This window comes from Bacillus sp. 3G2 (genome assembly GCF_044324725.1).
Taxonomy (GTDB): Bacteria; Bacillota; Bacilli; order Bacillales; family Bacillaceae_G; genus Bacillus_A; species Bacillus_A mobilis.
The window spans coordinates 535,604-549,319 of sequence record NZ_CP172246.1 but is presented as its reverse complement, the minus strand read 5'-3'; the positions used below and the strand labels follow the sequence as shown (position 1 = coordinate 549,319).

General features: G+C 39.4%; 7 protein-coding genes, 16 tRNA genes, 2 rRNA genes and 1 pseudogene. All 26 read right to left on the bottom strand.

The features are described from left to right. Positions 1 to 304 precede the first annotated feature (304 nt). The 26 genes and pseudogenes from ACHZK0_RS02840 to ACHZK0_RS02715 all read right to left on the bottom strand — a co-directional run bounded on the left by ACHZK0_RS02840 (position 305) and on the right by ACHZK0_RS02715 (position 13,702). A complete protein-coding gene (locus ACHZK0_RS02840) occupies positions 305 to 2,374 on the bottom strand; it encodes an EAL and GGDEF domain-containing protein (RefSeq protein ID WP_262743118.1) in 2,070 nt (689 codons plus the stop codon). Between the two features lie 127 nt (positions 2,375 to 2,501). Further along, positions 2,502 to 2,990 carry a tRNA (uridine(34)/cytosine(34)/5-carboxymethylaminomethyluridine(34)-2'-O)-methyltransferase TrmL gene (trmL, locus tag ACHZK0_RS02835; protein WP_000538149.1) on the bottom strand — a complete coding sequence of 163 codons (489 nt, stop codon included), beginning with the start codon at positions 2,988 to 2,990 and terminating at the stop codon, positions 2,502 to 2,504. A 58-nt stretch (positions 2,991 to 3,048) separates the two neighbouring features. Further along, positions 3,049 to 3,936, bottom strand: coding sequence for an amidase domain-containing protein (locus ACHZK0_RS02830; protein ID WP_395761120.1), 888 nt, complete (start codon positions 3,934 to 3,936; stop codon positions 3,049 to 3,051). A 44-nt stretch (positions 3,937 to 3,980) separates the two neighbouring features. Further along, a complete protein-coding gene (queG, locus tag ACHZK0_RS02825) occupies positions 3,981 to 5,123 on the bottom strand; it encodes a tRNA epoxyqueuosine(34) reductase QueG (protein WP_060629454.1) in 1,143 nt (380 codons plus the stop codon). A gap of 199 nt (positions 5,124 to 5,322) precedes the next feature. Then, positions 5,323 to 5,396 (bottom strand) — tRNA-Gly (locus ACHZK0_RS02820). Between the two features lie 114 nt (positions 5,397 to 5,510). Further along, on the bottom strand, positions 5,511 to 6,161 hold the full coding sequence (locus tag ACHZK0_RS02815; protein WP_000841317.1) for a DsbA family protein: 651 nt from the start codon (positions 6,159 to 6,161) through the stop codon (positions 5,511 to 5,513). Positions 6,162 to 6,348: 187 nt separating this feature from the next. Continuing rightward, positions 6,349 to 7,125 carry a transglycosylase domain-containing protein gene (locus ACHZK0_RS02810; protein ID WP_262743119.1) on the bottom strand — a complete coding sequence of 259 codons (777 nt, stop codon included), beginning with the start codon at positions 7,123 to 7,125 and terminating at the stop codon, positions 6,349 to 6,351. A gap of 482 nt (positions 7,126 to 7,607) precedes the next feature. Beyond that, positions 7,608 to 8,070 (bottom strand): annotated as a pseudogene (locus ACHZK0_RS02805) (NUDIX hydrolase). A 151-nt stretch (positions 8,071 to 8,221) separates the two neighbouring features. After that, entirely contained in the window at positions 8,222 to 8,941 is a 720-nt protein-coding gene (locus tag ACHZK0_RS02800) for a YebC/PmpR family DNA-binding transcriptional regulator (RefSeq protein WP_000532956.1), read from the bottom strand. Between the two features lie 266 nt (positions 8,942 to 9,207). Continuing rightward, a tRNA-Leu gene (locus tag ACHZK0_RS02795) sits at positions 9,208 to 9,289 on the bottom strand. Positions 9,290 to 9,299: 10 nt separating this feature from the next. Next, a tRNA-Cys gene (locus ACHZK0_RS02790) sits at positions 9,300 to 9,370 on the bottom strand. Positions 9,371 to 9,384: 14 nt separating this feature from the next. Then, positions 9,385 to 9,459, bottom strand: a tRNA-Gly gene (locus ACHZK0_RS02785). Between the two features lie 5 nt (positions 9,460 to 9,464). Then, positions 9,465 to 9,539, bottom strand: a tRNA-Gln gene (locus ACHZK0_RS02780). A 63-nt stretch (positions 9,540 to 9,602) separates the two neighbouring features. Further along, positions 9,603 to 9,678, bottom strand: a tRNA-His gene (locus ACHZK0_RS02775). A gap of 19 nt (positions 9,679 to 9,697) precedes the next feature. Beyond that, positions 9,698 to 9,771: transfer RNA gene (locus tag ACHZK0_RS02770), tRNA-Trp, on the bottom strand. Between the two features lie 7 nt (positions 9,772 to 9,778). Beyond that, positions 9,779 to 9,862: transfer RNA gene (locus ACHZK0_RS02765), tRNA-Tyr, on the bottom strand. Between the two features lie 10 nt (positions 9,863 to 9,872). Beyond that, positions 9,873 to 9,948 (bottom strand) — tRNA-Thr (locus ACHZK0_RS02760). Positions 9,949 to 9,966: 18 nt separating this feature from the next. Further along, positions 9,967 to 10,042, bottom strand: a tRNA-Phe gene (locus ACHZK0_RS02755). 9 nt (positions 10,043 to 10,051) lie between these two features. After that, positions 10,052 to 10,127, bottom strand: a tRNA-Asp gene (locus ACHZK0_RS02750). A 3-nt stretch (positions 10,128 to 10,130) separates the two neighbouring features. Continuing rightward, positions 10,131 to 10,207, bottom strand: a tRNA-Met gene (locus ACHZK0_RS02745). A gap of 24 nt (positions 10,208 to 10,231) precedes the next feature. After that, positions 10,232 to 10,307: transfer RNA gene (locus tag ACHZK0_RS02740), tRNA-Val, on the bottom strand. A gap of 4 nt (positions 10,308 to 10,311) precedes the next feature. Further along, positions 10,312 to 10,386: transfer RNA gene (locus ACHZK0_RS02735), tRNA-Glu, on the bottom strand. Positions 10,387 to 10,403: 17 nt separating this feature from the next. Then, a tRNA-Ser gene (locus ACHZK0_RS02730) sits at positions 10,404 to 10,495 on the bottom strand. A gap of 2 nt (positions 10,496 to 10,497) precedes the next feature. Continuing rightward, positions 10,498 to 10,572: transfer RNA gene (locus ACHZK0_RS02725), tRNA-Asn, on the bottom strand. A gap of 8 nt (positions 10,573 to 10,580) precedes the next feature. Continuing rightward, positions 10,581 to 10,696: ribosomal RNA gene (gene rrf, locus ACHZK0_RS02720) — 5S ribosomal RNA — on the bottom strand. Between the two features lie 101 nt (positions 10,697 to 10,797). Then, positions 10,798 to 13,702: ribosomal RNA gene (locus ACHZK0_RS02715) — 23S ribosomal RNA — on the bottom strand. Positions 13,703 to 13,716: the final 14 nt, after the last annotated feature.

Here is a 13,716-nt window from a genome sequence, read left to right as displayed (position 1 = left end):
ATATACAGTAGTGCAATAAAATTCTCTCCAAAATTCAAAGAAAATTCTGTATAATATAGGTATTAAAGATTTTACACCGCTATTCATTTTAAATAAATTCTTTTCTTCCAAGAACCTTACATACATTTCGATTCATATTTAAGATTCATAAACTGAAAAATTAGGAGGGATATTAGTATGAAATTATTATTAATTTTAGGTGTATCACTCACATTTCTTACAGCTATTTTTACATCTGGTTACAATGATAAACCCGGTACACATAAAAAGTGATGTGCTTTTGGCACATCACTTTTTTTATGAATTATTTATAATACACATTTTCCACATCGTATTTTGATAGTGGTTTGCTATAATAATAACCTTGTACAAACTTCACATTCTTTTCCTTCAAAAATTGTATTTGTTCTGCTTTTTCTACTCCTTCTGCAATTACATTCAATTCCAAAGTATGAGCTAAATGAATAATTGCAGCTGTAATATTCGTATCACGTTCATCTACATGTATACCTTCCATAAAGGAACGATCGATTTTCAAAGTATCAATTGGATACGTTTTTAAATAACTTAAAGATGAATATCCCGTCCCAAAATCATCTAAATGAATCTTTAAATTTTGTTCTTTTAATTGTAGCAATACTCTTTTCGATATGTCTTTATGTATAAGGGCTCCTTCTGTAACCTCTATTGCTAATAGATGAGCTGGTACATTGTACTTATGTAACGCTCGTGTAATCATCTCTATTAGTGTAATAGAACGAAAGTGCCTGGCTGAAATATTAACTGCAATCGGGACCACTTCATATCCTTTATTTAACCATTCACGTATTTGCTGACACACTTCATTTACTACCCATTCATCAAGCTTAATAATAAATCCTGTTCTTTCGGCTAACGGAATAAATTGATTTGGAGAGACAAATCCTAATTCTTTATTCTCCCACCTTATTAAAGCTTCCATACTGACTATTTTTTTCGTTTCAATATTCATTTGTGGCTGATAATATAAGAAGAATTCGTTTTTTTCTATAGCACGATGTAATTGGTTTTCTATTATAAATCTTTGTTCACGTTCACAATCTAATCCATTGCAATAAAAATGATAGTGCCCTTTTCCTTTTTCTTTTGCTTTTTCCAAAGCAGCATCAACTCTTTGGAATAATATTTTTTCATCCTCTCCATCTGTTGGAGCCATTACAATTCCGATTGACGCACTTAAATACACGTCCTCTTCTTCGATTACAAAATGTTCACTAATCTTTTTTAGTATGCTTTTTGCAACTACCTCTACACGTTCTTTCGTTATATTTTCTATTAACATAACAAATTGATCATCGTGTTCTCTAAATAAGTGCATACCGTCTATTTCAAAACTGCTTAAACATTCTGTAACTTTTTGTAATACTTTATCTCCTTCTTTATGGCCAAAAGTATCATTAATAAGATGAAATTCATCTAAATCTATAAAAATAAACGCAAAATCTATCTTCTCATTTAAAATACCATTTAACTTATTTGTACATGAAATTCTATTCATTAATCCTGTTAACTGGTCATAATAAGCTAAATATTCCGTTCTCATCTCATTTAATACTTGCCTTGTAACATCCCTCGTAACAATATATATCCCGACAATTTCCCCGTTCACAATAATTGGAATAGTTCTTAAAGAAATATAGAGCTCGTACCCTTCTTTATGAACATATTTCTTTGAAACAATTTGCTTCGCTTTTCCTTGCATGGATCCTTTAAATATAATTTTGAAATCTTTTTCATATTCTTTATTAATAAATTCAAAAATAAATTTATTGTTTAATTCTTCATATCGGTATCCAAATATTTCATACGTCGCTGGGTTTGCATATGTAATTCTACCTATAGAATCTATAGATATAATGGAGTCATTATTATATTCTAGTAATGACTTAAATAGCATTTGTTTTTCCTCTATTTCAATCTTCTCCTCAATTTGAGCTGTAATATCCCTCGTAATACAAATAATAAACTGACATACTCCTTCTTCATCAAATACAGGATTAAGTGAAGATTCATAATGTAAATTACCAGTTGGTAAACTAACTACATCACAAAAGGTATGTGCTTTCGCTTCGCTCGCTACTTTTGCATACTGCACTTGTAATATTTCCGCCGTATCTTTCGGTAATACTTCAGCGAACGTTTTTCCATAACATTCTTCGCTTAGCTTCGCATAATCCATACCTATCTTATTTACATAAATATATTTAAAGGTTTCCTCATCAATAACTTTCACAATAAATACTAAATCTTGAATAGCGTGTAATAGTCCTCTTCTTATTAAATCCATATCTATCATACTTAAAAAGGTATTTTGATTATTATATTGTTCCTTCATATTTATCTCAACCCGTCTGATCTATTTTTATTCATATATCCCATTCTATATGAATATGCACCCTTTTTTAAATGTATGATTATATATTATTTTTATTTTTAGAAAAAAAGTCGCCATATGGCGACTTTTAATAAACAATTTCTAAATCTAATCCTGGATAATTTTGTTGACGAAACGCTTCATAAATTAAAATAGCCGCTGTATTGGATAAATTTAATGAGCGCACTTTATCAGTCATTGGAATACGTAAACAATGATCGAAATTTTCTTCGATTACATTAGCTGGTAAGCCGTTTGTTTCTCTTCCAAATACAAAATAGTAATCCTTCTCACGTTTGCTGTAATCAAACGCTGTATGAGCTTTCTCGCCATACTTTGTTAAATAGAAGAATTCACCGTCTTTATTTTTCTCATAAAATTCTTCAATTGAATCATAATACGTAACTTTCACGTGCTGCCAATAATCTAATCCTGCACGCTTTAACATTTTATCATCCGTTGAAAATCCAAGCGGTCTAATCAAATGTAATTCTGTTCCAGTTGCTGCACAAGTACGAGCAATATTCCCTGTATTTGCTGGAATTTCTGGTTGATATAAAACAACATGTACTCCCACGCGATATTCACCTCTATTTTTTGTCTACTACGTATTATACCACTTGAGCGAAAAATCTCTACCCATTAATAATGTGAAAGAATTTATATTTCATTTGTGGTGTATATTTACTAGAATCTTCATAGTTCCAATAACGCCGACGGCTATTCGCTGAATGTGCATTTACAAGTGGCATACCATCTGCGTCTTTTGCTACTACAATCGTCGTATGATTCCACCTACCATCATCCTCAAAATCATAAGCAATGACATCACCAAGAATAAGATCCTCTGGCCTTTCTACCGCTTCTGCTCGAAGCCCTGTTGTAGAACCTGATAAATACCAATAAAAAGAGTGTGCGACAGCCCAGCTCCAACTCCACTGATTCTCCCTTTGCCACCATCCTTTACGAATATTAGGATATCCATTCATTGGTACTTCTCCAGTATGAAGACATTGAGAAATAAAATTCGTACAATTATCAGGGAAATTACGATATACAGGGTTTCGATCATCCCACCAACGCTCTGCATATTTAACTGCCTCTAAACGATTATACTGATAAGAACCATACTTCTCTTTTATAACTTCTCTTTCTAAGGTCTCACTCATGCCAACTGCTTCTGGCACTTCAATATCATAATCACCTATTATCCGGCTATTATTTAAACAAACTCTTCGTTTTAGTTGTTCCTCTTCGATATAAAATAATTCTTTATGCTTAATTAAATATTTAAAATGTATTTGATAATCAATTTCTTGATGATTGCTATTATTTAATTGTCTCATGAAAGAAACGTCCGCAGTTGCTTTCACTATATGTGCATTACGCTTTTGAAACAATTGTTTCTTTCTCTGTGCTATCTGGAATAAATCTTCAGCAATCCCCTCTACATTTGTTCTTTTTTCTGTTATATAGGCTAAAAATTGTTGTACTTGCTTTTCAATATTTATTTTTACAACCATTTCGTCTCCCTCCCATATTACAATATGAAAAAGGGAGATATTATCTACTCTTTTTTCTGCGCTAACAATTCAAGTCCGCGATTCATTTCATGAAGAACCTCTTCATCTTTCTCACGCTGCATTGCTTTTTCAATGGCTTCGCCCACGCCATCTCCACCAATTTTCCCAAGTGCCCATGCTGCCGTTCCGCGAAGTACTGGTCTTGGGTCATCTTTCATAACACCTATTAAATCAGGAATTGCTGATGCCTCTTTAAAATGAGCAAGTGCCAAAATTGCATTTCGTTGCAACGGCTTTTTACCTCTCCATGAACCAGACATAATTCCATATTTCTCTTTAAAATCACGATTACTAATTGTTAAAAGTGGTGTTAATAGCGGCTTAACTAACTCAGGATCCGGTTCCATCTCAGGGTGGTTATGAAAATCCATTCCCTTGTTTTTTGGACAAACAGTCTGACATGTATCACATCCATATATACGGTTTCCTATTTTGTCACGATATTCTTCCGGTAGGAATCCTTTCGTCTGTGTTAAAAATGCAATACATTTCTTCGAGTCTAACTGTCCTCCTTGTATTAAAGCACCTGTAGGACAAATATCAATACATTTCGTGCAGCTCCCGCATTGATCTTCTATTGGCTGATCTGGTGGGAATGGAACGTTTGTAATCATTTCTCCTAAATATACATACGAACCAAATTCGGGTGTAATAATAGCGCAATTCTTACCGCTCCACCCAATACCGGCACGCTCTGAAACAGCTCGATCACTTAACTCTCCCGTATCAACCATTGACTTAACTTCTATATCGGGAAGTTTTTCGATTAAATATGCTTCTAATTTTTGCAAACGATCTCGTAAAACAAGATGATAATCTTGTCCCCAAGAAGCACGACAAAAAATCCCGCGGCGTTCTCCACGCTTACTTAATGGTGCATTTTTTAATTTTGAAGGATACGCTAATGCAATCGCAATAATTGATTTTGCACCAGGTAGTAAAAGTTGTGGGTTCGTTCTTTTTTCTATATCAGGCTCTTCAAATCCAGATTGATAATTTAATTGTTGCTGTTGGATTAAGCGCTGCTTTAATTCCTCAAATGGTGAAGCACTAGCAAAGCCTATTTTATCTATACCAATTGTTTTACTATACGCAATTACATCTTGCTTTAATTGTTCAAAATCCATTCCTAATCGCCTCCTCAGATGAATTCACCCTTTATGTAACGTCTATATTAGTTAGCAATTCACTTTTGGAATACTATTCTTTACTTCTATTTTCGCATACAATTATCTTTTTCAAACATTAAAAAACGCAATGCCTCGTTTATCTTAGAAACGAAACACTGCGTTGATCACAATTTATAGAAAAACATTTAATAAAATTTGGAGCGGGTGAAGAGAATCGAACTCTCGACCAGAGCTTGGAAGGCTCTTGTTTTACCACTAAACTACACCCGCAAATATGAAATAAATATAAAATATTAGAATAACTTATGTAAAGTAGTATAGCATGTTAAAAAAACGGAAGCAAGAATTTTATCGAAAAAAGTCGAAAAAGTGATGAGTAGCTCATCACTTTTTCAATTCTTTATCAATCGCCTTCTTCATACTATCGAAATCAGGGTTTGCAAGATTTCCGTTTATGTATACTGAAGGAGCACCTTGAACTTTTAATTTTTGAGCACGATCTGAATCTTTACGTACTTTTTCTTTTATTTCTTTACTGTGTAAATCTTTCTTAAATTGTTCTACATCAACTTTCGGAAGCTTCTCTTTCACAATGTTAAGAAGTAATTCTTCTGTAATCCATTCTTCCGTGTCTTTCTTTTGACTTTGATAAATCTCATCATAGAAAGTCCAGAATGAATCTTGATCTTGTTTATAAATTGCTTCACCAGCTGCTGCACCTAAATCAGAGTCTTTTCCAATAAACGGGAAGTTAATAAAATATAACTGCACTTTACCTTTATCAATATACTCTTCTTTTAATCGTGGTAATACTGTTACATCCCAAGTACGACAAGCAGGACATTTGAAGTCTCCAAATTCAACTACCTTAACTGGTGCATCATCTTTCCCTAAAGATTGTTGTGTGGAATAAGCAAACATCTCATTCCCTTTATCTTTTTTGTCATTTATGATGCTATACGCAATTGTTCCAATTACAATCAATACTGCGATAGAAAAAACTATACCAAGAGCCATGAGTTTGTTTGATTTCATATACATTCCTCTTTAAATTCATATTCTGTATACAGCATTGTACACAATACACATAATATCAACACTTATATGCGTCACGCAATGAACACGCTCACATAAATTACAAAAACAGAACATTTGTGACAATATTGTGTCGCCTTTTGTCACAATTTATTCAAAAAAAGAAGCTCCTATGTAGGAACTTCCTTTAGCTTACTGCTTTTTCACGCGCATTATTTAACATCGACTGCTCTGTTTTGATATCATGACGAATGACTAACTTCTCACTAACTGCTTGCACATACTCATCATGACTGATATAGCCTTCTTTCTCCATCAATCTCAAAACGACATTTCGTCTCTCTACGGCCTTATCATAATTTTGTGCAGGCGAGTAATAAGCAGGTGCCTTTACTACAGCAGCCATCATTGCACTTTCAGCCAGCGTTAATTGGCTTACTTTTTTACCGAAGTAAAGGTTTGCCGCTTTTTCAATTCCCCATGCTCCTTCTCCGTAATAAATATTGCTTACATACAATTTTAAAATTTCATCCTTCGTAAATGTGCGTTCAATTTTTTTCGTATAGAAAATCTCTTTCCACTTACGAGAAAATGTACGTTCATTTGTTAAAAAAGCATTTTTGGATAACTGCTGTGTAATTGTGCTTCCGCCTTGCACAACACCACCAGCCTTTATATTCTCAACAGACGCTCTGACAATCGCTATATAATCTAAACCGTTATGATGATAAAACCTTTTATCTTCTGTCGCAATAAATGCATGTGTTAATGATTCTGGCACCTCTAACTTAGCCGGTACATGTAATTTACTAATATCACTTTGCTCGATCATTACATTTCCAACGAATAATAACGTACAACTTAACAATAATAATAAAATAATGGCTTTATAAAAGAATTTAGTCATTGGATTTAATGCAACTTTTTGATGATAGTTCACCCTAGATAATACTCGTTCTTTCATCTTAAACACCTCTTTTCCACACAGCGTATAACTCTTACTTTAAGAATACCTTGTTGTAAAAAAATATCCCATCGATTTCTCTTACACGTACCTTACATCATTGTAAGGTATAAAGTGAAACTTTAATCAGCCCTCCCCAATCGGGCTGTCCGGCAAATAACGGGGTAAAAAAGTATTGTATCACAGTCTTTTTTTATCTACTATTCATCTGAAATATTGAATATAGAGTATGCTAAACCAATAGTAGAGTATACCTTAAGCCTATACTTCCCTATTAAAACACCCTATTTTCATTATATCATCTACAAATATATATATTTGTAATTATCTAGTAATCTAAATGTATACAATATATCATACATTATACAGAACGAACGTTCTTGAAATCAATATTAGCACTATTATTATTTTGACCTTTTTCTTAAACAGTATACAAAAAAGAGTAGTGATTTGATTGTATCTCAAACCAGCTACCCTTTTCTTTATAATCTAGCTATTAAATTATACGGCTGCACTTCCCACGTTTCGTATGGAATAAAATGTGTCGCCCTCATCGCATCAATCGTTCTGGATTTCATATGAGGACGCGTTATGTACTCATCTATGTTCTCTTCATTTAAAGCAACAAATTTAGCCTCTTGTATTTCTTCAGACTGAATTTGTATTTCACCGCTCACGTATGCCACTTTAAAAACGACAGCTAGAATGTGCATGGAAGCATTATAATAAACTCCTGTAATACCGATAGGCTTCACAGTTAAACCCGTTTCCTCAAACATTTCCCTGCAAACTGCTTTATCGAGCGCTTCTCCTTCTTCCACCTGTCCTCCTGGCAACTCCCACGTATCCGCTCGCCAATGTACTTTAGCCAATAACACTTCACCTTTTTCATTTGTTAAATAGCCCTGCTACGGCAACGATATGCTTCGGTGTTTTATGCTCCATATTAAGCCTCCTAGCAATAATGAATATTTCACATATCCCTATAAGCATATTCCCTGTCTACAACAAAACCCCTTTACTAATTCATCAGCTTAAAATTAACCTCATAAAAAAAGCCCCCTATCCGTTAAACGAACAGGGGGCTTCTATCGAATTATTCTCCTAAGTCTACGTTGTGGTAAACTTGTTGCACATCTTCTAGATCTTCTAATGCATCAACCATTTTTTCAAATTGTACTTGAGCATCTTCAGGAAGTTCTACATCACTTTGTGCAAGCATTGTTAATTCTGCAACTGTGAATTCTTCAACACCTGCATCTTTAAGTGCAGATTGTACAGAATGGAATTGATCAGGTTCAGCATACACGATAACAGCATCTTCTTCTTCAAGAATGTCACGTGCATCTACATCTGCTTCCATTAAAATTTCAAGAACTTCATCTGATGTTTTACCTTCAAGACCGATAACAGCTGTCGCATCAAACATGTAAGCTACAGAACCGTTTACACCCATGTTACCACTGTTTTTGCTAAATGCAGCTCGTACATCTGCTGCAGTACGGTTTACGTTATTTGTAAGTGTATCTACAATTACCATAGATCCATTTGGTCCGAAGCCTTCATAACGAAGCTCGTCATAATTTTCTTCTGAACCGCCTTTTGCTTTTTCAACTGCACGATCAATAATTGTTCTTGGTACATTGTATGTTTTCGCACGTTCTAATACGACTCTAAGCGCTTGGTTTGATTCTGGATCTGGCTCACCTTGCTTGGCTGCCACATAAATTTCACGTCCAAATTTCGCGTATATACGGCTTGTATTTGCATCTTTTGATGCTTTTTTATCCTTAATATTATTCCATTTACGACCCATACTTTCCACTCTCTTTCCCGTTTTAAATCTACATAAAAATATTAATATGAAATATAATGTGTATTCAACACATTTTTAAAAGAAATATAAAAAGTTCATTTTTGATTCATATTACAGACATAATATAAATCACTATCATTTTGTTCTTTCGACAAGTTATATTATACATGAATTCCTACGTTTATTACGAATTTTAGAAGCACATAGCACAATTTAACAAAAAAAACTCTATACAGTTAGTATAGAGTTTTTTACGCCGTTCATGATACCGATGGTCGGGGTCGAACCGACACTCCCGAAGGAACACGATTTTGAGTCGTGCGCGTCTGCCAATTCCGCCACATCGGCACAAAAGAAAAGGCGGCAACCGGATTTGAACCGGTGATAAAGGTTTTGCAGACCTCTGCCTTACCACTTGGCTATGCCGCCATATGAAATTTTATTGGAGCGGAAGACGGGATTCGAACCCGCGACCCCAACCTTGGCAAGGTTGTATTCTACCACTGAACTACTTCCGCGAAAATGGCTGGGCTAGCTGGATTCGAACCAGCGCATGACGGAGTCAAAGTCCGTTGCCTTACCGCTTGGCTATAGCCCATCGATTTCTTACTTAATTATATGTAAGTATCCATTAGATTATTTGTAATTTTTAAAATAAAAATGGGGCGACTGATGGGAATCGAACCCACGAATGCCGGAGCCACAATCCGGTGCGTTAACCACTTCGCCACAACCGCCATGTTGTGTAAATATATTTGGCAGGGGCAGTAGGAATCGAACCCACACTGGAGGTTTTGGAGACCTCAGTTCTACCTTTAAACTATGCCCCTATGTAAATGGTGGAGGGGGGCAGATTCGAACTGCCGAACCCGAAGGAGCGGATTTACAGTCCGCCGCGTTTAGCCACTTCGCTACCCCTCCGAAACTTACATGGTGCCGGCTAGAGGACTTGAACCCCCAACCTACTGATTACAAGTCAGTTGCTCTACCAATTGAGCTAAGCCGGCGTATATTATTAAGATAAATGGTGGCTCGGGACGGAATCGAACCGCCGACACGAGGATTTTCAGTCCTCTGCTCTACCGACTGAGCTACCGAGCCTTATTAAAATGGCGGTCCCGACCGGGGTCGAACCGGCGATCTCCTGCGTGACAGGCAGGCATGTTAACCACTACACCACGGGACCATTTGGTTGCGGGGACAGGATTTGAACCTGCGACCTTCGGGTTATGAGCCCGACGAGCTACCGTGCTGCTCCACCCCGCGATAATACTATTTATATAATTTATATGGTGGAGGATGACGGGATCGAACCGCCGACCCCCTGCTTGTAAGGCAGGTGCTCTCCCAGCTGAGCTAATCCTCCAAAGTGGTGACCCGTACGGGATTCGAACCCGTGTTACCGCCGTGAAAGGGCGGTGTCTTAACCACTTGACCAACGGGCCAAATATTATAAATCCTATGGCGGAGAGCAAGGGATTCGAACCCTTGATACGCTTGTGACGTATACACGATTTCCAATCGTGCTCCTTCGGCCAGCTCGGACAGCTCTCCAATGGCTCCGCAGGTAGGAATCGAACCTACGACCGATCGGTTAACAGCCGATAGCTCTACCGCTGAGCTACTGCGGAATAATATTGCCTGGCAACGTCCTACTCTCACAGGGACAAGGTCCCAACTACCATCGGCGCTAGAGAGCTTAACTTCCGTGTTCGGTATGGGAACGGGTGTGACCTCTCTGCCATCATTACCAGACATTATTCTTTTGAGACAATCATTATTATAACTTATTCACTTTAAAAGTCAACAAGTTTTTTATATTCTCTCAAAACTAGATAACATTTGCTTCATATTATATGGTTAAGTCCTCGATCTATTAGTATTCGTCAGCTCCACATGTCACCACGCTTCCACCTCGAACCTATCAACCTGATCATCTTTCAGGGATCTTACTAGCTTACGCTATGGGAAATCTCATCTTGAGGGGGGCTTCATGCTTAGATGCTTTCAGCACTTATCCCTTCCGCACATAGCTACCCAGCTATGCCCTTGGCAGAACAACTGGTACACCAGCGGTGCGTCCATCCCGGTCCTCTCGTACTAAGGACAGCTCCTCTCAAATTTCCTACGCCCACGACGGATAGGGACCGAACTGTCTCACGACGTTCTGAACCCAGCTCGCGTACCGCTTTAATGGGCGAACAGCCCAACCCTTGGGACCGACTACAGCCCCAGGATGCGATGAGCCGACATCGAGGTGCCAAACCTCCCCGTCGATGTGGACTCTTGGGGGAGATAAGCCTGTTATCCCCGGGGTAGCTTTTATCCGTTGAGCGATGGCCCTTCCATGCGGAACCACCGGATCACTAAGCTCGACTTGTAGGTCTCGCAGTCAAGCTCCCTTATGCCTTTGCACTCTACGAATGATTTCCAACCATTCTGAGGGAACCTTTGGGCGCCTCCGTTACACTTTAGGAGGCGACCGCCCCAGTCAAACTGCCCACCTGACACTGTCTCCCGGGTCGATAAGACCCGTAGGTTAGAATTTCAATACAGTCAGGGCGGTATCCCACCAGCGCCTCCACCGAAGCTAGCGCTCCGGTTTCAATGGCTCCCGCCTATCCTGTACAAACTGTACCAAAATTCAATATCAGGCTACAGTAAAGCTCCACGGGGTCTTTCCGTCCTGTCGCGGGTAACCTGCATCTTCACAGGTACTATAATTTCACCGAGTCTCTGGTTGAGACAGTGCCCAAATCGTTACACCTTTCGTGCGGGTCGGAACTTACCCGACAAGGAATTTCGCTACCTTAGGACCGTTATAGTTACGGCCGCCGTTTACTGGGGCTTCAGTTCAGAGCTTCGCTTACGCTAACCCCTCTCCTTAACCTTCCAGCACCGGGCAGGTGTCACCCCCTATACTTCGCCTTACGGCTTCGCAGAGAGCTGTGTTTTTGCTAAACAGTCGCTTGGGCCTATTCACTGCGGCTTTCCGTTAAGAAAGCACCCCTTCTCCCGAAGTTACGGGGTCATTTTGCCGAGTTCCTTAACCAGAGTTCTCTCGCACACCTTAGGATTCTCTCCTCGCCTACCTGTGTCGGTTTGCGGTACAGGCACCTTTTATCTCGCTAGAAGCTTTTCTTGGCAGCGGGGAATCAAAGACTTCGCTCCATAAGGAGCTTCCCCATCACAACTCAGCCTTCACGATAAGCGGATTTGCCTACTTATCAGCCTAATTGTTTGGACGTGCACAACCAATCGCACGCTTCTTCTATCCTTCTGCGTCCCTCCATTGCTCAAACGATAAAGAGGTGGTACAGGAATATCAACCTGTTGTCCATCGCCTACGCCTGTCGGCCTCGGCTTAGGTCCTGACTAACCCTGAGCGGACGAGCCTTCCTCAGGAAACCTTAGGCATTCGGTGGACGGGATTCTCACCCGTCTTTCGCTACTCATACCGGCATTCTCACTTCTAAGCGCTCCACCAGTCCTTCCGGTCTGACTTCACTGCACTTAGAACGCTCCCCTACCACTGATACCATTGGTATCAATTCGCAGCTTCGGTGGTGTATTTAGCCCCGGTACATTTTCGGCGCAGAGTCACTCGACTAGTGAGCTATTACGCACTCTTTAAATGGTGGCTGCTTCTAAGCCAACATCCTAGTTGTCTAAGCAACTCCACATCCTTTTCCACTTAATACACACTTTGGGACCTTAGCTGGCGATCTGGGCTGTTTCCCTCTTGACTACGGATCTTATCACTCGCAGTCTGACTCCTAAGGATAAGTCATTGGCATTCGGAGTTTGACTGAATTCGGTAATCCGATGAGGACCCCTAGTTCAATCAGTGCTCTACCTCCAAGACTCTTACACTTAAGGCTAGCCCTAAAGCTATTTCGGGGAGAACCAGCTATCTCCAGGTTCGATTGGAATTTCTCCGCTACCCACACCTCATCCCCGCACTTTTCAACGTGCGTGGGTTCGGGCCTCCATTCAGTGTTACCTGAACTTCACCCTGGACATGGGTAGATCACCTGGTTTCGGGTCTACGACCACGTACTAAACGCCCTATTCAGACTCGCTTTCGCTGCGGCTCCGCCTCTTCAGCTTAACCTCGCACGGGATCGTAACTCGCCGGTTCATTCTACAAAAGGCACGCCATCACCCATTAACGGGCTCTGACTATTTGTAGGCACACGGTTTCAGGATCTCTTTCACTCCCCTTCCGGGGTGCTTTTCACCTTTCCCTCACGGTACTGGTTCACTATCGATCACTAGGGAGTATTTAGCCTTGGGAGATGGTCCTCCCAGATTCCGACGGAATTTCACGTGTTCCGCCGTACTCAGGATACATTCAAGAGAGAACGAAGTTTCGACTACGGGGTTGTTACCCTCTACGACGGACCTTTCCAGGTCGCTTCGTCTACCTCGTTCCTTTGTAACTCCGTATAGAATGTCCTACAACCCCAAGAGGCAAGCCTCTTGGTTTGGGCTATGTTCCGTTTCGCTCGCCGCTACTCAGGAAATCGCATTTGCTTTCTCTTCCTCCAGGTACTTAGATGTTTCAGTTCCCTGGGTCTGTCTTCCTTACCCTATGTATTCAGGTAAGGATACCATACCATTACGTATGGTGGGTTTCCCCATTCGGAAATCTTCGGATCAAAGCTTACTTACAGCTCCCCGAAGCATATCGGCGTTAGTCCCGTCCTTCATCGACTCCTAGTGTCAAGGCATCCACCGTGCGCCCTTTCTAACTTAACCAAACTAAAATTAAA

Excerpts from the sequence above, each read along its gene's own strand:
- ACHZK0_RS02840 (WP_262743118.1), bottom strand. The coding sequence starts at position 2,374 with ATGAAGGAACAATATAATAATCAAAATACCTTTTTAAGTATGATAGAT.
- ACHZK0_RS02830 (WP_395761120.1), bottom strand. The coding sequence starts at position 3,936 with ATGGTTGTAAAAATAAATATTGAAAAGCAAGTACAACAATTTTTAGCC.
- queG (WP_060629454.1), bottom strand. The coding sequence starts at position 5,123 with ATGGATTTTGAACAATTAAAGCAAGATGTAATTGCGTATAGTAAAACA.
- ACHZK0_RS02815 (WP_000841317.1), bottom strand. The coding sequence starts at position 6,161 with ATGAAATCAAACAAACTCATGGCTCTTGGTATAGTTTTTTCTATCGCA.
- ACHZK0_RS02810 (WP_262743119.1), bottom strand. The coding sequence starts at position 7,125 with ATGAAAGAACGAGTATTATCTAGGGTGAACTATCATCAAAAAGTTGCA.
- ACHZK0_RS02800 (WP_000532956.1), bottom strand. The coding sequence starts at position 8,941 with ATGGGTCGTAAATGGAATAATATTAAGGATAAAAAAGCATCAAAAGAT.